At 40.8% G+C, this 21,031-nt stretch carries 16 protein-coding genes; 14 read left to right on the top strand and 2 right to left on the bottom strand.

What is annotated here, in order from left to right; all coding sequences use genetic code 11:
* Positions 1-5 precede the first annotated feature (5 nt).
* The 5 genes from DXB39_RS08550 to DXB39_RS08530 are packed head-to-tail and all read left to right on the top strand — an operon-like array spanning position 6 to position 7,687.
* Positions 6-992 carry a hypothetical protein gene (locus tag DXB39_RS08550; RefSeq protein WP_117841601.1) on the top strand — a complete coding sequence of 329 codons (987 nt, stop codon included), beginning with the start codon at positions 6-8 and terminating at the stop codon, positions 990-992.
* Entirely contained in the window at positions 989-3,259 is a 2,271-nt protein-coding gene (locus tag DXB39_RS08545) for a biotin/lipoyl-binding protein (RefSeq protein ID WP_117841602.1), read from the top strand. Before DXB39_RS08550 ends, DXB39_RS08545 begins: the two co-directional genes overlap by 4 nt.
* An 11-nt stretch (positions 3,260-3,270) precedes the next feature.
* Positions 3,271-6,102, top strand: coding sequence for an ABC transporter permease (locus tag DXB39_RS08540; protein WP_117841603.1), 2,832 nt, complete (start codon positions 3,271-3,273; stop codon positions 6,100-6,102).
* Positions 6,102-6,821 (top strand): ABC transporter ATP-binding protein, encoded by a 720-nt coding sequence (locus DXB39_RS08535; protein ID WP_117841604.1) that lies wholly within the window; start codon positions 6,102-6,104, stop codon positions 6,819-6,821. The genes DXB39_RS08540 and DXB39_RS08535 overlap by 1 nt, the downstream gene beginning before the upstream one ends.
* Positions 6,818-7,687, top strand: coding sequence for an ABC transporter ATP-binding protein (locus tag DXB39_RS08530; protein WP_117697743.1), 870 nt, complete (start codon positions 6,818-6,820; stop codon positions 7,685-7,687). Before DXB39_RS08535 ends, DXB39_RS08530 begins: the two co-directional genes overlap by 4 nt.
* Before the next feature lie 25 nt (positions 7,688-7,712).
* On the opposite strand, the gene DXB39_RS08525 is transcribed toward DXB39_RS08530, so the two are convergent.
* Both DXB39_RS08525 and DXB39_RS08520 read right to left on the bottom strand, forming a co-directional pair.
* Complete coding sequence (locus DXB39_RS08525; RefSeq protein ID WP_117841667.1) at positions 7,713-8,291, bottom strand: alpha/beta hydrolase; 579 nt, start codon at positions 8,289-8,291, stop codon at positions 7,713-7,715.
* A gap of 194 nt (positions 8,292-8,485) precedes the next feature.
* Positions 8,486-9,196 carry a GntR family transcriptional regulator gene (locus DXB39_RS08520; RefSeq protein ID WP_117697741.1) on the bottom strand — a complete coding sequence of 237 codons (711 nt, stop codon included), beginning with the start codon at positions 9,194-9,196 and terminating at the stop codon, positions 8,486-8,488.
* Positions 9,197-9,360: 164 nt separating this feature from the next.
* On the opposite strand from DXB39_RS08520, the gene DXB39_RS08515 reads away from it, so the two are divergent.
* From DXB39_RS08515 to DXB39_RS08475, 9 genes are all read left to right on the top strand, one after another.
* Positions 9,361-10,371 (top strand): SIS domain-containing protein, encoded by a 1,011-nt coding sequence (locus DXB39_RS08515; RefSeq protein WP_117841605.1) that lies wholly within the window; start codon positions 9,361-9,363, stop codon positions 10,369-10,371.
* Entirely contained in the window at positions 10,371-11,000 is a 630-nt protein-coding gene (locus DXB39_RS08510; protein ID WP_117697737.1) for an HAD family hydrolase, read from the top strand. Before DXB39_RS08515 ends, DXB39_RS08510 begins: the two co-directional genes overlap by 1 nt.
* Before the next feature lie 296 nt (positions 11,001-11,296).
* Complete coding sequence (locus DXB39_RS08505) at positions 11,297-12,610, top strand: anaerobic C4-dicarboxylate transporter family protein (RefSeq protein ID WP_117697735.1); 1,314 nt, start codon at positions 11,297-11,299, stop codon at positions 12,608-12,610.
* A gap of 234 nt (positions 12,611-12,844) precedes the next feature.
* Positions 12,845-13,750, top strand: coding sequence for a fructoselysine 6-kinase (locus DXB39_RS08500; protein WP_117697733.1), 906 nt, complete (start codon positions 12,845-12,847; stop codon positions 13,748-13,750).
* Between the two features lie 22 nt (positions 13,751-13,772).
* Positions 13,773-14,192: a hypothetical protein gene (locus DXB39_RS08495; RefSeq protein ID WP_022242350.1), complete on the top strand. Its 420-nt coding sequence runs from the start codon at positions 13,773-13,775 to the stop codon at positions 14,190-14,192.
* A gap of 42 nt (positions 14,193-14,234) precedes the next feature.
* Positions 14,235-15,218, top strand: coding sequence for an SIS domain-containing protein (locus DXB39_RS08490; protein WP_117841606.1), 984 nt, complete (start codon positions 14,235-14,237; stop codon positions 15,216-15,218).
* Positions 15,219-15,360: 142 nt separating this feature from the next.
* Positions 15,361-16,062 (top strand): aspartate/glutamate racemase family protein, encoded by a 702-nt coding sequence (locus tag DXB39_RS08485; RefSeq protein ID WP_117841607.1) that lies wholly within the window; start codon positions 15,361-15,363, stop codon positions 16,060-16,062.
* A 234-nt stretch (positions 16,063-16,296) separates the two neighbouring features.
* The gene (locus DXB39_RS08480; protein ID WP_117841608.1) at positions 16,297-19,626 is read left to right on the top strand and encodes a tetratricopeptide repeat-containing diguanylate cyclase; all 3,330 of its coding nucleotides are present in this window, start codon (positions 16,297-16,299) and stop codon (positions 19,624-19,626) included.
* 22 nt (positions 19,627-19,648) lie between these two features.
* On the top strand, positions 19,649-20,983 hold the full coding sequence (locus DXB39_RS08475; protein ID WP_117841668.1) for a CCA tRNA nucleotidyltransferase: 1,335 nt from the start codon (positions 19,649-19,651) through the stop codon (positions 20,981-20,983).
* Positions 20,984-21,031: the final 48 nt, after the last annotated feature.

Here is a 21,031-nt window from a genome sequence, read left to right as displayed (position 1 = left end):
TGCCTATGGCAGATAGAAAGAAAAGAACTGGAAAATGGAAACTGCTTTTGTGCCTGGCAGCAGGCAGTTTGCTGACGGGATGCGGAAAAGCAGAGCCAGAGCTTGTGTCAACTGCCCGGACACCATATGAGAAGCTGGCTTATGATACCACGGAAGTGAAAAAAGGAAATCTGACGCCGGAAATTACCTTGAAATTAAAAGCAGAGGGTTTGGAAAAGATTACTTATGATGCAACAAATACGGAATTGAAATTAGACAAAGTATATGTGGCAGTAGGCGATAAAGTGGAAAAGGGAGAGTTGCTGGTATCCTTCCGTTCAGACAGTCTGGAAGCAAAAATGACACAGTATCAGGATGAGATTGCGGATAAACAGCTTCTGGTAGAACATTATGTAAACCTCATGAGCTGTGATGCATCCCTGGATTATAATGAAGATATTGCAAATTTAAAGCGGGATATTGAAGTGGCAGAACTTTATGTGGAAGAGGCAGAAGAAAAGCTGTCCCGCTATCAGATTACAGCCAAAGAATCCGGTACCATTACAGCCATGGATAATTATCTGCAAAAAGGAGGCTTTGTGCCGGGAAATAATCTGATTACTGAAGTGTGTGGAACCGGTAACTATGAAGCAGACCTGCCGGAAGGCTATGAATTTAACATGGGAGATACTTATACAGCTACACTGGATGCACTGTCCTATGAATTAAAGGTTGCCGGTGTGGAAGAAAATAAAATCATATTTTCACCGGTATCGGATATGACATCACTTTCAGAGGCAGACGTGCTGAGTCTTGTGATTACGAAGCCCACGCTGGAAAATGTCATTTATGTGAAAGCCTCTGCCGTAAAGGAAGGTGAAGAGGGACACTTTGTCTATCTTCTGGATGATAGCGGATATCGAAAGGTAGTGCCGGTAACGGTTGGAGAAAAAGTAGGGAATCATTGGGTTGTTACATCCGGACTTTCCGGTGGAGAGAAGGTGACTCTGTGAGAAAGAAAAAAAGTTACGCAGGAAACGCACAAAGCGTGATTCCAGTAGTCCTGACAGGCCTGTTTTTTGTAATGTTAATTGGCGGCTGTGGAAGTAAGAAAACAGAAACAATACCAGACCTGGAAGAGCCGGCGGCAAGTAATGCTTCTTATCAGCAGGTGACCTATGGAAATATCGGAACCACCAACGTGCTGCTGGGAACGGCAGTGCCAAAGGAGTACGGACAGGCATATGAAGCCAATGTCACGGTGACAAAGATTCTGGTAGAACCGGGCGATACCGTAGAAAAAGGTGATGTGCTGGCATACGCAGATGTAGACGAGGCAAGTGCGTCCCGGAAAGCAAAGCAGCAGGAGCTGTCGCATGAAAATACCGTATACGAATTAAACCAGAAAATCAACCAATTGAAGCAGGATAAATTGGCAAACCAGCAGAAGCAGCAGGATACTGCAGAGAATAACATTCAGGATGCCGCAGAGAATAACATTCAGGAAGAGGATAATATGCAGGAATCTGCAACAGAGAATAACACGCAGGAGACAGAGGCAGAGGACATCACCTCTCAGATAGCCGTCCTGCAGGAAAACAGCCGCTACGATACGAAGCTTCATGAGTACCGGGTGCAGAAGCTGAATGAAGAGATTGCAGCATTGGACGCTCTGATAGCAGATGGAACGTTAAAGGCAAATCACAGTGGTGAAGTGGTTTATACCAAGAGCCTGACGGTAAGCCGGAATGCCGGTACAGGAGAAAATGTCGTTGTTGTGGCAGATACAGAAGACCTTGCAATAGAGCTTAAGGATGTAACGGTACAGAATTATAAATATAAAGATGTTCCTGAAAAATATATGCTGCAATCTGGCGAAAGAGTGCCGGTTACTGAGCGGGAATACAGCACCGATGAGCTGGTGCTTGCAAAGATAAATAATAATTATCCCAATGTTTTGATAGAAAAGCCGGAGGGCGTGGAGCTTAAGGCGGGAGAGCTATATCCAATATATTTTGAAGAGAAAAGAGCGGAGCATGTCCTGCTGGTGGGAAACAATTCCCTGTATCAGGAAGATGGGGAAACTTATGTTTATGTGAAAGCCGGGGATGATACCAGAGAAAAGCGTAAAGTAACAGCAGGGGCGGCAGATGACCATAATACCCAGATTACGGATGGATTAGAGGAAGGGGAAGCGGTCTATTATGAGACAATGGAGCGGATGCCTTCGGATTATACGGAGTATATGGTGGAACGGTCAGATTTTCAGGTGGAAAACCACGGATTAAAATATGGCAGGGCAGATAAGAATGCGAGGGTTTATCTTACAGAAAAAGAAGGAGTGCTTGTAGAAATTGCGGTAGAAAAGGATGCGGAAGTAAAAAAGGGAGACCTTCTTTATATTATCGATACCGGGGAAGGAAAGGCAGCCATTACAGAAGCAGCCAATGCCATAGAGACGGAGAATACTTCATATCAGAAACAGCAGGCAGATTACGATGCACAGCTTATAGAATTGCAGAATGCCACAGATTCTGTCAGTGACTATGACCGGCAGATCATAACCCTTCAAAAAGAAGTTGCAGAAGCAGACCATAGCTATACGCTGCAACAACTGCAGGCAGCTTACGATACGTTAAGCCGCGGAAATGACGGAACCGGAAAATTATCCGTTTATGCAGATGCGGATGGACAGGTTTCGAAAATAACTGCCTGGGAAGGAGACACAGTAGAAGCCGGAGAGGAAATCCTTAAGATGAAAGGAGAAGCATCAGACTTACTTCTGGTGCAGATGGTGAGCAGTAAGTCCGTAACGGTGTATACGGATGATATTGCAGAGGCGGGAGAACCGGTAAGTATTACATCCGGGGATACGACTTACACCGGAACCTGTGTGGGATTTGCAGCAGGCAGCAATAATCTGGATGAGGGCTGTCTTTATATCGATGAAAATGGTGCTCATTATACCTTTCAGACAACCTCCGGGTATGATACACCGGCATTTTATGTACGGATGAATGATGAAATCGTAGATGATATGGGAAATGGAGAAAGCGTGGACTTCCCTTATATTTCCATGGAGGATGTTATAGTGCTTCCGGCAGGAATGATTTATGAAGAGAAGGATGCAATGCATCCGGATAAAGTGTCATATTTTGTGTGGAAGATAGAAGGGGACCATCTGGTGAAACAGTATGTTTTACTGGATGATACACTTACCGGAAATGGGAAAGTGGTTCTCTTTGGAATAGAGTCTGGCGATGTACTGGCAAGAGAGTAGGAGGATTTGGAATGTTACGTTTTGTCTTTTGTAAAATAAAGAATAAAAAAGGACTGAATTTGTGCCTGCTTCTTGGAATTACATTATTTATCGCATTATTTGTCTGTCATCCGATGTTTGAACGTGGTGCCGGAAACCAGGTATTAAGAACAGGATTTGAAACATATGCAAAGGAACAGGAAACATTTCCTGCAGTGATGAATCGTAGTGGCAGCTATTCTTCGAAGGATTATAGTTCTGCAAAGGAAGTGTTAGAGAAACTTGTGGCATATGAGAAAAAATGGACCGAATATGTGGCGGTGGATACAGTGGCATCCGAGCAGTATTTAAGCCTTTCCGGTGGAAAAGCAGATACCAGCCTGGGCGGAACCAATGAATATTTTACCGTTGGATATCTGCCGGAATTATCGAAGAACACAGATATTACATACGGAGAGGGTTTAGACAGCGGAAATCAGGTGAAAATAAACGGCTGTTATCCATGCCTTGTCAGTGAAGAGACGATGGATGCCTACGGACTGGTGACAGGAGAAGTGCTTCATATGAAAATCCAGGGTGAAGCAGAAGTTTATGAAGTGGATTTTAAGGTGACAGGCATCATAAAAGAAAAGAATATCAATGATAGTTACTGGTATCACACGCTCAGTGATTTTGGAAATACACTGTTTGTATCAGAGAATACTTTTGATGCCATGATAGATTCCTTTGGACAGGATGAAATCAGTTACGAAGAAAATCTGATGTTAGATTACCGGCAGATAGATGCAAAGCATGCGGCAGAATATGCAGATTATATGCAGCAGTTCCGGACATCAGATACAAAGTATCGGGATAATATGGCAGATACCCTGGCGTCCTTTTTCACAAAGCAGCGAACCATACAGCAGATGTTGTGGGCATTGGAACTGCCATGCATTGTACTGCTGCTGTTATTTATCTATATGGTATCCTCCCAGATACTTTCTCTGGAAGAAGGAGAAATTGCGGTACTCCGGAGCCGGGGCGCAACCAAATTGCAGGTGGGAATGATTTATCTTCTGCAGGCATCCTTTCTGGCATTGATAGGCGCAGTGCTTGGACTTTTGCTGGGATATGGAATGTGCAAAGGAGCAGCTTCCACCGACGGGTTTTTAAAATTTACCGGAAAAGATGTAAGCATGTATACCTTAAATGGCGGAATGATTCTCTACGCTCTGGTGGCGGCGGCTATTGTAATTCTGTTTCTGACCATACCGGCGCTGCGGCGGACAAAATACACCATTGTAAATGAAAGTATGGCAAAAAACGGTGTTGTGAAAAATCCATTCTGGAAAAAATGTTATCTGGATATTCTGCTATTACTTTTATCCGGGTATCTGCTTTATAACTACAACCGGCAGAAGGAGAGTCTTGCAATGGAAATGATTGCCGGAAAGGGAATGGACCCGGTAATCCTTTTGAATACATCGGTGTTTATACTGGCAGCAGGATTATTGTTTATACGTCTCTTTTATAATCTGATTCTTGCAGTGGACAGAGTTTTTAAGAACAGATTCCACCCGGCAGGATATGCGGCATTTTTACAGTTGAAAAGAACCTGGTATCAATCGGGATTTTTAGCAGTGTTTCTGGTTATGACCATAGCCAGTGGAATCTTTGATGCGAATATGGCACGGACCATGAATCAGAATATGGAAGAGCAGATTGCATATGTCACCGGAGCAGATGCAGTGGTGGAAGAAAACTTCCGGCTGCAGGTTTCGAAAATGGAAGAAAAGGAAACCAGCTGGAAATATCTGGAGCCTGATTTTGGAAGATATGAAACATTAATCAAAGAAAATGTCTGTGAAAATGCCACAAGGGTACTGATCGATGAAAAGACGGATATTACTGCGAAAAACGGAACAGTTTTTGATGGAAAACTTATGGCAATCCACACAAAAGGATTCGGGGAGACTGCACGGCTTAAAGCTGGTGTCAACAAAGAACACTGGTTTTATGCACTGAATGCACTGGCAGAGGAGCCGGATGGGGTAATAATTTCTTCCAATCTGGCAGACAAATTAAAGTTAAAGGTGGGAGATACTTTAAGTTATACAAGGTATCTGCCGGCAGAGATTGGTGAAGATGCCATGGGCAGCAGGCAGGCAAAGGTCTGTGCAATCATAGACTGCTTCCCTGGTTATGAAAGATATGCTTATGTAAAGGATGAAGAAGGCAATTTAAATGAACAGGAACAGTATCTTCTGGTAGCAAATTATGCCACCGTTATCAGTGCTTTTGGTCAGACCCCTTACCAGGTGTGGATGAAGCTTTCAGATGGTGTGAAAGAGACTATGTTTACGAAAAGTCTTGCGGCAGCAGGTGTTCAGCCGCAACATATTACCTTATTGCAGGAACAGCTTGCCGACAACCGGAATTCAGCCATGGTACAGGTGACAAATGGAATGTTTACATTAAGCTTTATTTTATCTTTGGTGGTATGTTCGGTAGGATTTTTACTCTATTGGATTATGACACTGAAAAAACGGGAACTGCTGCTGGGAGTCTACCGGGCAATGGGAATGCGCATGGGAGAGATTCGAAAGCTGCTTTTGACGGAACAGCTATTTACTTCCGCCGGGCCACTGCTTGCCGGTGGCGGAATCGGAGCAGTGACAACGCTTTTGTTTGTACGTCTGCTTATGGTGGTCTATCTGCCGCAAAAGCATAATCTTGCCATAGAAATATACATTTATCCTACAGACCTTTTGAAGCTTTTAGCGGTACTTCTGGCAGTGATGTTATTCTGTTATCTGATTATCCGGAAAATACTGCGGAGCATGAAAATTGCAAAGGCACTTCGGTTAGGGGAGGACAGCTGATGGAACAGACGATAGCAATACGCACAGAAAATATAAAAAGATATTTTTCGTCGGGAGATGGCAGCATCGTCCGGGCTTTGGACGGCGTTTCCATGGAGATACCAAGCAACAGTCTTACTATTTTAAAGGGACGTTCCGGCTCCGGCAAGACAACCCTTCTTAATCTTTTAAGTGCTCTTGATGTACCGACGGAAGGAAAAGTGGAATTTTTCGGAAAAGATTTGGAACATTTAAAAGACAGGGAGCGGGAGGACTTGCGGCGTTACCGGATGGGATTTGTTTTTCAGTCTGTGGCATTGATTCCTGTGATGAATGCCTATGAAAATGTGGAATTTGCCCTGCGGTTATCCGATGATAAAGAGAAACGGAAGAAGGATAAGGAAGAGCAGAAAAATAGGGGAGAACAGAAGAAGCGTGTAATAGAAATCTTAGAGCGGGTCGGACTGAAAGAACGGATTTATCATATGACATATCAGTTGTCCGGCGGTGAACAGCAGCGGGTGGCAATTGCCCGGGTAGTTGCCCACAGACCACAGGTGATTTTTGCAGACGAACCAACCGGTGCACTGGATACGGCATCGGGGCTTGCAGTCATGAAACTTTTCCGTGAACTGGTAGAGCAGGAGCATATCACTGTAGTCATGACCACCCATGACCCGAATCTGATGGAACTTGGTGATTTCGTCTATGAATTAAAGGATGGGAGGCTGGTAAAATGATTCAGTGTGACAGCCTGGTAAAGATATATGAGATGGAACAGCATAAAGTCATGGCACTGGAAGGACTGGATCTTACGATAGAAGATGGGGAAATGATGGCAATTATCGGCAAATCCGGCAGTGGAAAGTCGACGCTGCTTAATATCATCGGAGGACTGGAATCACCCACAGCAGGAATCCTTATGGTGGATGGAAAGGACTTATCGTCCTATACGGAAAAAGAACTGGTTTTATACCGCCGTGACAAAGTGGGATTCGTCTGGCAGAAGAGTGCAAGAAATCTTTTCTCTTATCTTACGGCGCTGGAAAATATTGAAGCACCCATGCAGGTTCATCCGGGAACATCCGCCCGGGAGAAGCGGAAGCGTGCCAGAGATTTATTAAAGGCAGTCGGTATGGAAGCACATGCGGATAAGTTCCCTTCCCAGCTATCCGGTGGCGAGCAGCAGCGGATTGCCATTGCCGTTGCACTTTCCAATCAGCCGTCGATTCTTCTGGCGGATGAACCTACCGGCGCAGTAGATACAAAGACTGCAAATCAGATATTTGAGCTGTTCCACAAACTGAATGAAGAATTTAAAATTACAATAATCATAGTGACCCATGATATGGCATTGGCGGATAAAGTGGAGCGGACAGTGCTGATTTCCGATGGCAAAATCAGTACCGAAAAGATTCGGAAAGTATCTTTAGAAGAACTGCAGCGTCTTGCAAGTGCAGCAGAATTTACCCATGAAGAATATTCCGTTTTAGATAAAGCCCACCGGCTGCAGCTGACAGAAGAAATGTTAGAAGAAGCCGGTATCGATTCCAATAAAGTGCGGATTGAGGTTCAGGATGGCAAAATCCTGATTCAAAAAGAATAAACCGGTACTTGCTGCAACAAAGTATTTATGAAGTAAGAAACCGCTTCGTTTCCTCCATGACATTGCGAAGCGTTTTGATATTGTAAAGTGTATCCTTCGTTTCTAAAGAGTGGTTGGCATCCGGATAGAGGAAAAGAGGAATCTTTTGCCCTCTGCTGATGCCAGTCACTTTTTCAATATCGCTCCAGGGATCGGAAGTGCCGAGAAAAGCAATGGCATTCTGCGGGTGGAAATCATAGGTTTCCCGTAAAGGGGTATAGAGAATCTGGCGGCAGGAAATATTTTCCTTCCTTGCATAGGCAGAGGCAATAACCGTTCCGATGCTCTTTGAGATAAATATAATTTCATCATAATCCTGCCAGTTTACGGAAGAAAGCTGTTTTACAGCCTGTTCATAAAGATAAGAAAAAGCCTGCTGCATTTTCTCCCTATTACCCCGGATATTTCCAGTGATATCGCTGCCGGCAAGGGAATAGTCCAGTGTAAGAGCGGTTTCATAACCTGCTTCGGCAACAAGCTTTCGGCTGTAATAGAGCAGTGGTTTGTCACAGTGATAACCGATGCCCGGAAAAAAGACCGCCAGTTTATTTTTCGATAAATGCATAAGAAATTGTCCTTTCTGTTCCGGCATTTTCAGGTGGCAGAAACCGGAGCTTTTTAACCTTAGAAAATATAGTAGCACAATGGGAAATAATGACTTCTCTAAGGATATAATAAATGCGATAAAGTTAATTGTAATAAGGAACTTTATCGCATTTGCTATTAGATGAGCCGCATTGGAAATGGTGTAAATTGGAACTAAAAAATAAACTGGAACTTATCACCGATACATAGCTGTTTGCAAAGATTCGTGATAGTGTTGTCAACGTCGTGGATGGTACTTGATATCCGGAGCAGAGGATACCCCTTACTGATGTTTAAAGTCTTAGCCTCTTGGGCATTAGCGAAAACAATATCAAGTGTTTTACGTGAATGATCCAGAATGATATTGTGTTTTCTTAGTATTTCATACAAAGATGAGTCGTTTAAATCTTCTCCAAATAAAAAAGAAAAGGATTCAGGAAATTTATTGAACTCTAAGATGACAGGGACATTATCCATATAACGGATTCTTTCCACTACGAGTATTTTATCCCCTTCGTGTAGTGACATTTCAGTTAAATCCCGTTCAGAAGGATCTTCCAATGCAATTTTTATGGTCTTAGCTCCAGGTGTTGCGTTTTTCATCCGGCACATATCAGAAAAACTTATGACTTCTGTAATGTTACGCTGCAATTTTTTCTCAGCTACAAAAGTCCCTTTTCCTGATTTCCTTTCTAAATATCCGGATTCAGATAAAACGGCTAATGCTTTTCGGACAGTAACTCTGCTCACATGGTATGATTCACTTAATTCATTTTCTGTAGGCAGACGACTGCCGGCCGCCCGTTCTCCGGCGTCAATTTCTTTTCGTATTTTTTCCTCCAATTGTTTGTACAGTGGTGTGGCAATGGTGTTGTTCAGTTCCATATAAATACCTCTCTCCTAATATAACTTTCACAAATATTATAAAACAAAGTTGCAAAAATGTATATATTTTCCTATATTGTATGATATATATTGACAGAATGTATTATATTGTATTATAGTAAACGTATAGAACAAATAAATACATTATAAAAAGGAGAGAAAAAATGGGATACGTAAGTAAAGACATTAAAAACATTGTGAAAGAAATTTTAGAAGAAAAAAAAGACGTCGGTGGAATTAAAAATATTTATTTTGTGGGATGCGGAGGATCACTTGGCGCACTTTATCCGGCAAAAACATTTATGGAGAGAGAATCACAGGTTTTGAGATCAGCCTGGATAAACAGTAATGAGTTTGTGCATAGCACACCAAAGGACTTTGGAGAAAATTCTATTATATGTCTTGCCTGCCACAAGGGAAATACACCGGAAACGATTAAGGCTGCCAAATTAGGAAAAGAAAAAGGAGCGGCGGTTATTATTCTGACATGGCTGGAGGAATCAGAAATTATAGAATTTGGAGATTATATTATACATTATACATTTGATGCAAGTCCTGATCATCTTGCAGGGGATATTGATTATGCAGGAGAAAAGACGCAGTGTGCATTGCTTGTGGCAGTGGAATTAGTTGCACAGACGGAGGGATATGCTAATTATGATAAATTCTATGAAGCTTTAGGCATGATTAGCAATATCATCAGAAATGCACGTACACATGTGGCTGCCAGGGCAGAGGCATTTGCAGAAGAGTATCAGAATGATTCAGTGATTTATACAATGGGAAGTGGTGCAGCATATGGAGCTGCCTATATGGAGAGTATCTGTATATTTATGGAGATGCAGTGGCTTGATTCAAGCAGTATTCATACCGGTGAATTTTTCCATGGTCCATTTGAAGTTACAGATGCAAACCGTCCGTTTATGATTCAGATATCAGAAGGCTCAACCCGCGAACTGGATGAGAGAGCACTTACATTCCTGAAAACATATGCAAAACGTATTGAGGTTCTTGATGCGAAAGAGCTTGGCTTATCCACAATTGATGCAACAGTAGTAGATTACTTTAACCATGCACTGTTTAATAATGTATATCCGATTTACAACCACGCACTGGCAGTAAAGCGTGAACATCCGTTAACAACCCGCCGCTATATGTGGAAGGTAGAATATTAATGAAAAAATTCTGTGAAAAAAAATATGTATTGTTTGACTTTGATGGAGTTATAGCAGATACAGAAGAGAGTAATGGTAATTATCTGGGTCTGGCATTAAAAGAGTTTGGAGTGGAACTGACACAAAAAGACAGGGATAGACTAATTGGCTCACATGATTCCCATATTCTGCTGGAACTGCTGGAACGCTCGCCGGAGAAAATAACAATGGAACAGCTTTTGCAAAAAAGAAAAGAAATAGGAAATACATATGAAAATGGCTGCATTAAGCCGATGGAGGGATTACTGGAGTTTATTGCCGGTTTGAAAAAACAGGGGAAAAAGCTGGCAGTGGTTTCTTCAACCTCTACACGGCTGATTGTAGTAGCATTGAACCGGATGAAAATGCTGGGTTTGTTCGATGTGCTGGTATGCGGAGACATGTGCCGGAATAGAAAACCGGATCCGGAATGCTATAGAAAAGCAATGCAATATTTAGAAGCAAAGCCGGAAGAATGTATTGCAATAGAAGACTCGTTTATTGGTATACAGGCAGCAAAGGCTGCAAATATAGAGGTAGTTGCGTATACAGGAGCTGGTGAGAATCAGGATGTAAGTCAGGCGGATTATGTTATTTCTTCATACGTTTAACTGCCTGAGTGAAAGAAAGAGAAAACAGAAGAATAAAAAGTATTTAATTGTATGCCCGCCAGTGCTCCTGGCGGGTTTTACTATGCACAAATAAATTGATATTGATGTACAAAAAGTGAAACAAAAAATTGTGCATAATGTCGAAAATGTATTTCTTTATTGACACAAATGTATGGAATCTATATAATACAAATAGATACAAAATAAAACAATACAAATAAAAACAAATTAATACATTTTGGTTTTAAAGTAGTGCACATGCTTTGGAATAAATAAAAAAGAGGAGGTAGATGTCCATGTTTTGGATTGAATTTATTGTTTTAATGCTGATTATTGTGTGGGGAACCAGAAAAGGTGGAAGTTTCCTGGCAATGGCTGGCGGCATCGGAATGTTGATTTTCGTATATATCTTTAGAGTGACTCCATCAGATCCACCGATTACTGTTATACTGATTATGTTGGCGGTAATTACCGCAGCCTGTACGATGCAGGCGACTGGCGGATTGGATTTTATGGTACAGCTTGCAGAAAAAATATTACGGAAAAATCCGAAAAACATTACTTTGGTAGCACCTTTTGTAGCGTATTTATTTACATTCTGTTGTGGAACCGGACATATTGTATATTCGTTACTTCCGGTTATTAATGAAATAGCATTGGAAAATGGAATTCGGCCTGAGCGCCCGATTTCTGTTAGTATTATTTCATCCCAGCAGGCAAATACCGGATCACCAATAACAGCTGCAACAGTAGCTATTGTGGGTTATATGACTATTTTTGAAAAAGTAAATCTGGCAACAATTATGCTGGTAGCAATTCCGGCAGCACTGATAGGAGTATTGGTTGCAGCATTGTCTGTATACAAGAAGGGTCTGGAATTAGAGGATGATCCTGAATATCAGCAGAGGGTTGCAGATGGACTGGTAAAGGATTTTAAAAAGAAAGTAGAAGGAGAAAAACAGGTAACCAAAAAAGCAAAGATTTCTGTTGCTATCTTCCTGGTTTCTATGGTAGTAATTGCAATATGCGGTATTTTCCCGGCGCTCCGTCCAACATTTAGCGATGGTACACAGTTAGCAATGACATCTTTAATCCAGATTATTATGTATGTAGCTGCCGCAATTATTGTTATTGTAAGTAAAATTGATAGTAACGACATTTTAGAAGTACCGTTGTTAAAGACTGGATTCTTTGCTGTTATTCTTGCAGCGGGACTTTGCTGGCTGGTAAATACTTTTGTTGGTGCACAGACAAACTTCATTACAGAAAATTTGTCAGCTTTAACAAATGAACATCCATGGATTTATATTATTGCAGTATTTCTGGTAGGTGCACTGACAAGTTCACAAGCGTCTACGACAATGATTATGATTCCAATTGCAATTGCATTGAATCTGCCGGCTTATATTATTGTAGGTGGATGGATGGCATGCTCATCCAACTATTTTATCCCGGATTCCAGCCAGTGTATAGCAGGTCTTGCTTTTGACACGGCAGGTACTACGAAGATTGGAAAATTTATATTTAATCACAGCTATATGCGGCCGGGACTTGTATGTACAATTGTATCAGTATTAGTAGCAACAGGAATAGGATATTTTGTTTTCTGATAAAAACCGGTGGTGGCAAAATAAAGAAAACAGTAACAGCACACAGCCTGTGTTATTCTGACAGGCTGTGGGAACTGCCACCTCATGATGGATTGCCAGATATACATAAATATTAATAATGGCTATCTGAAAAAATGAAAGAGCGAATCTGGAAAAATAATTGCTTGTTGCAAAAAGAAGAGGTGAGGGAGTCTGGGTGAAAGAAAAATTGAAAGAAAGGAGAAAGAAATAAAAATGAGACAGCCTAGAATAATTGCAATTGGAGATGCAGTTTGTGACAAATATCTTTCCAGGGGGAAAATGTATCCAGGAGGTCAGTGTGTTAACACATGTGCATATGCACATATGAATAATGCAGAAAGTGCATTTTTAGGTAAATTTGGAAATGATGAAGTAGCAGAATGCATTCAGGCAGCACTGAAAAATATGAATGTAGACTTTTCACATAGCAGGAATTATGAAGGTGAAAATGGATTTGCATGTGTGACACTGAATCAGGGAGATCGCGTATTTGTCGGGTCCAATCATGGAGGTGTGGCAAAAGAGTATCCTTATGATTTTACGCAGGAAGATTTTTCATATATAAGAAAGTTTGATTTGATTTATACAAATCTGAATGCCTATATAGATGATGACATAGAAGAAATTGCTTCTTTGGGTCTTCCAGTTGCATTTGATTTTTCAAATCGATGGACAGACGAATATCTGAAAAAAATTTGTCCGCATATTAAAGTGGCAATGCTTTCCTGTGCACATTTAAGTGATAAAGAACGCGAAAGGGAAATGAGTAAAGTAAAAGAGCTTGGAGTTCCGCTTGTTCTGGGAACAATAGGAGAAGATGGTTCATACATTTTATACCATGGTGAAATGATGTATGAAAAAGCTGTAAAGGCAGAAAGCATTATGGATACTATGGGTGCAGGAGACTCTTATTTCGCGACATTTTTGACATATATTTTACGGTATAAAGAACCGGAATTTTTTAAAGAAGAAAGTAAAGATGATGGGAATGTTAAAGAACTTTTAAAGAAAGCCATGCAGGCTGGAGCAGAATTCGCTTCAAAGATTTGCGGTGTCGAAGGAGCGTTTGGGTATGGAACGCCAATTGCAGGAAGAATAATTGATAATAGAAATAATTAAAAGGTTTAAGGAGGAACGCTATATGGATATAAAGCCGACAAGTTACAGGTATGATGGAGAAGGAATAGAATGTGCATATCGGAATGAAAAATGGGTTGTTTGTATCAAAAATTGGAAACCGAATAATGACATTGATGGGTTAGAACATTTAGAGATACATCATACGACAGATGAACAATTCATTTTGATTTCTGGAAAATGTATTATTATTACAGCGGACAGAATAGATGGAAAGTTTAATATTGAATTAACTCCGGTGGAGAAAGGAACTTTATACAATGTACCGAAAGAGCGTTGGTTTTTTACTATTGTAGAAAAGGATACCAAAATGATGTATGTGCAGGATGCCGGATGTAGTATGGATAATAGTGAGTATTGTAAACTGAGCCAGGAAGAAATTTCATATATTCAGAAATTAGCAAGACCAATGCTTGCAGAATAATATAACAACAATGTATTAAAAATATTTATGGGAGGATTATCAATGAAACCAACAGAAATCAAGAATGTAATTACAGAAATTTTAGAAAGCAGAAAAGAAGAAGGCGGTATTAAAGCATTATATTTTGTGGGATGCGGTGGTTCTAATGGAGCACTTTATCCAGCGAAAACATTTATGGAAAGAGAATGTGCAAATATTAAGTCAGCACTAATTAATAGTAATGAATTTGTATATAGTACTCCGAAGGATTTGGGAAAAAATGTAATCGTGTGTTTATCGTGCCATAAGGGAAATACACCGGAAACAATTAATGCAGCGAAACTGGCAAAGGAAAAAGGTGCAGCTGTAATTATTCTGACATGGAAAGAGGAATCAGAGATTACCCCATTTGGTGATTATATTATCAATTATACTTTTGGAGATAATAAGGATATTGCTGGTGAAAAAATTATCTGTGCACTTCTGGTGGCAGTGGAACTGTTGAATCAGACAGAAGGGTATGAGCATTATGAAGAATTTATGGATGGTGTTGGACGTATTGATGGTATTGTGAAACATGCACGTAAGCATGTGGAAAAACGGGCTGAACTGTTTGCCAGGGAATATAAAGATGATAAAATTATTTATACTATGGCAAGCGGAGCGGGTTATGGTGCAGCATATATGCAAAGTATATGTATTTTTATGGAAATGCAGTGGATTCATTCTTCCAGTATTCACAGTGGGGAATTTTTCCATGGACCTTTCGAAATTACAGATAAAGAAGTACCATTTGTGCTTCAGGTTTCTGAGGGAACCAATCGACCGTTGGATGAACGTGCATTGAAGTTTTTGAAGACTTATGCAAAACGGATTGAAGTAATTGATGCAAAGGATTTAGGGCTGTCTACAATTGATGCATCAGTCGTAGACTATTTTAACCATTCCTTATTCACAAATGTATATCCGGTTTATAATAAGGCTTTGGCTGAGGAGAGACAGCATCCACTGACAACACGACGCTATATGTGGAAGGTAGAGTATTAAAAAACTTAAAAAATGATGTAAACATACAGCATGTCAGATTTTGATGGAAAATTTGAAGTACATTACAAGGAAAGCCTGGAAATGATAATGATTTCCGGGCTTTCTGAGCTTTGACACATGACCTGAGGAAGAAGGAACGGAATTGAAAAAAACAATAGGTATTATTGGTGGCATGGGACCGATGGCTACCTGCGATTTAATGAAAAAGATTTTTGAAGTGTCAGATGCAGACTGCGATCAGAACTATGTGCATGTTTGTGTTGATTGTAACACGAATATTCCGGATAGAACGAAAGCTATTCTTGAAAAGGGAGAGGATCCTATACCAGAGATGGTAAAAAGTGCAGTAAGTCTGCAAAATATGGGAGCAGATTTATTGATGATACCTTGTAACACAGCACATTTTTTTTATGACCGGTTAAAAATATTTACTGATATCCCGATATTGCATATGCCCCGCGAGACAGTAAAAGCTTTAAAAGAGCAGAATATATCATGTGCAGCCGTATTGGCTACGGATGGCGTGATAAAGAGTGGGGTTTATGAGAAAGAGCTTCGGGCACAGGGAATCAAAACGATTTATCCGGATGCAGAGCAGCAACAGAAAATTATGGCAGTAATCTATCGGTGTATTAAAGCAGGAAAAAAGGATGTAGAAAAGTACGGACTTGACGATATTTTAAAATCCTTGATTAAACAGGGTGCGCAAAGTGTGATTCTGGGATGTACTGAATTACCAATTGCTTTTTCCCTGGCAGGAATCAGAGAAAATATAGTTGACCCGACGGAGATTGCAGCAAGAGCTGCATTAAAATTTCTGCAATTACCAATACATGCATTATAAAGCAGCTGTATTTTTATGAAAATAAATGGTATCGGAAAAGTGTGAAAACTCCCTTCAAAAAGCCCCCAAAAAGTCGCAACAAACATTGACAATCCGTGGGTTTGAGGACTATACTAATATATAAATTATAAATACCAGACAGGTTATTACAGAAAGAGAAAGGGAGGTATATGATAACAGGGAATTATCATATATTTTCAGAGCCTTTTTGAATATTTCTGAAGGGGGAAACAGATGATTCAAAAATATTATAACAGTATTCTGGAACAGGTTTTTGCACAGATTGGAAAGAAAGAACACAACATTGTTCTGGCAAAATACAGCAATGATTTTTCATTAAAGCAGTTGGAAATATCAGAGCAGATAACGAATAATAAAGAGGTTCGTTTTGTAGCCCACGAATTCCGGGCAGAGAAATTATCGGGAGCATATGAGCCGTTTCTGGATTTGATTTTGGAACTTTTCGACCAGCAGAAGGAGATGACATTTGATGAATTCCTGGACAAGTGTAATGTCTATTCCCTGCAGCGTCCGATTATTGCAGCATACCGGGAGAGTGGAAAATGTATCCGGAAAGAGAGTTTATTGTATACAGAAGTTGACTATGAGCGGGAGCGGATGCATGATGCTATTGTGGCAATGCTTGTTGAAGTTTCTAAGATACAGCCGTTTATGCTTTGGATTAACCGCATGCAGTTTGCCGGAAATGGAACCATAGAAATAGTCTATGAACTGTTAAAAGCAGAGCATACAGAGAATATCGGAATCGTTCTCGGCATGAATGAGCAGCAGCGTCTGCCGGAATATATGCTGCCGGGCTGGGAAAACGTAACGGAGGAATTGGATAATAATGTTGCAATATTCCGCATTGGAAATGCCGGAGAATCCCGGGAACAAAGAGATGAGGTTATTACAGCAGAAAGTATTGAAGATGATATCAGAACATTGCAGAATCTTGTCTTTTTCATGGATTTTGAACAGGCGTTGTTTTATCTGGATAAAGTAGACCGCAAAATCAGATTTGACAATTTTACAGTATCGGATGGAGTGAAATACGAACTCTGGCAGTTCTATGCATATGTATCGGTATATATGAGGGATTTGCCAAAAGCACTGGAAATAAGTGAGGGTATCTTACAGCTTGCAGAGAAGAAAAAGAACCGCAGGATGCGCTTTTATGCATATTATCTCCGCTCTGTAATTTATATGTATCAGTCAAAACTGCAGGAAGCCACTGAATGTGCAGGTGTTGCAAAAAGTATTGCAATAGAAGGCGGCATGGAGCGCGGTCAGTTTGAAGCAGAGCTGGTAGAAATACAAGCGAAAATGGCAGGCTGGAATAATATTTTCTTCTGTGCACAGAATGTGGAAGTCAGCGATGCCATGATTGAAAAATTAATGAAATATGACTACCGGAATCATCTGGCGTACATTTATGTATATGCCTATGACAATAAGCCGGAGATTGTGGCAAAGGCATATTATTCCGAATCCCAGCTTATTTATTTCAGTAAGGGAATCAGACTGGCAACAGAAATTGGCAATACACAGCTTATTTACAATGCATATCAGAAGAACATTATGCTGGCGTCTACCAACGGTATGTATCTGATTGCGTTGCTGTATTCGGTAAGAACTTTTGAAGCACTGGATAATAAACGCTCCTTGGAAAGTGGACGTATTTTCTCGGGAATCGGTTATACCTTAACGGCATTAAGACAGAATGACCTTGCAAAGCGTTATTTTCAGAAAGCAGTAGAAATTTTATATAATCTGGAATTGCCGGAGGATATTGCGGAAGTATATTACAATATGGCAATTAACTGTATTGCAGCAGAAGAATTCAAGGAAGCCAACGAATATCTGATGCGCTGTATGAAGACCATTGAACGTCTGCATTTGAATAGTCTGAGGGTCTGCAATTTAAGCAAATTGTATGGACTCTTAGCATTGTGCAATCAGAAGATTGGCAACCGTTTCAACTGTGAACAGTACCTCAATAACTGCAAACAGTTCTTGAATTACATAATTGAAAAAGAAAAGCTTCAGAATGATGTGGGAATCATCCACGATTATGCACGTTGTGATGACGATATGTTCCTTTATCATTTCACACGGGCATTACTTGGAATGGATTCCGGTAATGATTCGTCAGCATTTGAAGATTTTAATTGTGCAGAGACACATCTGGTGCGGACTGAGGGAAACCAGTTCTTCTGTTATCAGCTGTTCCGTAAGGACAGGATCCGCTTTTATGGGCAGACAGGAAGAATGGAACTTAAGAGCAATGAAGAGGCAATCTTAAAACAATATCTTGAGGATAATACCCATTCTCTCACAGATGAAGAAATTAAGATATTAGAGCCATTAGAACAGTATTTATCAGAAGAACCTCTTCATGTGATATCTTCCCAGGAGATGGAAATGCAGCTGAAGCAGGAAAGCATAAACCGTGCTTACAAGCAGGAACGCCGTCAGATGGATTTTCTGTCGACATGGCAGAAGACAATTGATGTGACGGATGTTTCGGCAGAAGTAATGGTAGAGAATGTTATGCGGACATTCCTGTATCACTTTAATTTGGACCGGGCATTATATATACAGTATCATGGAAGAAAACCAAAGGTACTTTATGATAATACAGAAGCCAGTCTTTCTATGAAGGAGCAGAAGTATTTAAAGGAAGTGTTCGAAAAGACACAGAGAGGGTTTGTTGTATCGAAAATCAGCAGTAACTATTCGGAACATCTGAATGTGGTCAAACTGTTTGGTGAAGATAATGTATGCTCCCTTGTTGCTATTCCATTCTTTGACAATGGAAAAGTAACAAGCATTATGATAGCATATATTCTGATGAAGGATAACTGGCATTCTTCCGTCAGCCGCTATATGTTAGATGAGAGTGATATGCGGATTTATGAGCTTTTGTTCCGGGAAGTGCAGTATGCACTGAATCGTCTCTATGCATATGAGAAGCTCTACGAAATGAATACTGCATTGTATAAATCTGCAGTAACCGACCAGCTGACAGGAATTTTCAACAGGAAGGGATTCTATCAGAACATCGAGGAAATTATCCGGAAGATTAAAAAGGGCCGCATGAAGCATGATTTTGGTATTATGTTTATCGATCTGGATAATTTCAAAGGATATAATGATACCTTTGGACATGATGTAGGAGATTTGCTGCTTAAGTCCATGGCAAATATCTTCAGCAGGGTCTGCAGGGACAAGGGCTTTGTGACACGTTTCGGTGGTGATGAATTTATTATTTTCCTCTACACCGGAGAGCACAAGGTTTTAGAGGATACCGCAAAGGCTATCTATAAAGAGATTAAGAAACAGGATGGGTTCAGGGAACTGATTGCAAAAGAAATCGGACAGCCGGTTGAGATTGATGATAAGAAATTACTTTCCTGCTCTATTGGTATTATTTCTTCCAATCAGGTAAAGAAGGCAGAAGACATTGACGAAATGATTAAAGAGGCGGATGATCTTCTGTATGCAGTAAAAGCAGAATCCAAAGGAACGTATAAGTTCTTTGAAGAGCAGGAACAGAAGTAAAGCAAAGGAAACGGGAAAACGTATGGTAATGAAGCTTCCAGAGCATGTTAAGTTTATAATTGAGAAGCTGCAGGAAGCAGGCTTTGAAGGATATGCAGTAGGAGGGTGTGTCAGAGACACCCTCCTTCAACGTGTGCCTCAGGACTGGGATATTACCACTTCTGCTTATCCGGAAGACGTAAAAGAAATTTTTGGGCGCACCATCGATACCGGAATTGAGCATGGAACGGTAACGGTAATGCTGGATAAAAAAGGGTATGAGGTGACAACTTACCGGATTGATGGCGAATATGAGGATGCCAGACATCCGAAGGAAGTAACCTATACAGATAATCTTTTAGAGGATTTAAAACGCAGGGATTTTACCATTAATGCCATGGCATATAATGAACAGCGGGGACTGGTGGATGCTTTTGACGGAGCAGGAGATTTAAAGCGTGGCATCATCCGCTGTGTAGGAGAACCAAAGGAGAGATTTGGGGAAGATGCTTTAAGGATGCTTCGGGCAGTGCGTTTTGCGGCACAGCTGGGCTTTGATATAGAAGAAGAGACAGCAGAAGCGATTCAGGAGCTTGCACCGATGTTAAAAAAGGTCAGTGCAGAGCGTATTCAGGTAGAACTGGTTAAGCTTCTTACCTCAGTCCATCCGGAGGAGATGCGTACCGTATATGCCACAGGAATTGCGGATGTGGTACTGCCGGAATTTTCGGTGATGATGCGTACACCACAGAATAATCCCCATCACTGTTATACAGTAGGAGAGCATACCATTGAAGTGTTAAAAGGTGTGGAAGCAGACAAGGTGCTACGGCTTGCAGCATTATTTCATGATGTGGCAAAGCCCGACTGCCGCAGTACAGATGAAGATGGAATTGACCATTTCTACGGGCATCCGCAGGTGGGAGCAAAGAAGACGAAGACAATTTTACGCAGATTAAAATTCGACAATGCAACCATTGATATGGTCTGCCGGCTGGTGGCAATTCACGATATTAACCCGGTACTGACACCGGAGTCCGTACGAAAGGCGGTACAGAAAGCCGGATTAGAGTGCTACCCGGTTATATTTGAACTGAAGAAAGCAGATATTTTGGCCCAGAGTGATTATCAGAGGACAGAAAAGCTTGAGGCATTGGACGGATATCATAAGATTTATGATAAAATAATCGAAGATGCAGACTGTCTGACACTAAAAGACCTTGCGCTTAACGGACGGGACTTAATAGAACTTGGCGTGAAGCCCGGTCCGCAGATAGGGAACATTTTGGCAAAGCTTTTAGATGTGGTAATCGAAGAACCGGAAAAGAATACAAAAGAATATCTGACAGGTTATACTTTAAAGAACCTCTTCATATGATAGAAAGACGCATAAAGATTTGTGCGAATTCGTCGTATGGAGGGGTTT

It is taken from the genome of Roseburia sp. OM03-7AC (genome assembly GCF_003462625.1).
GTDB lineage: Bacteria > Bacillota > Clostridia > Lachnospirales > Lachnospiraceae > Roseburia_C > Roseburia_C amylophila.
Note: the sequence above shows the minus strand (reverse complement) of the source record. Positions and strands in the feature narration are given on the sequence as shown.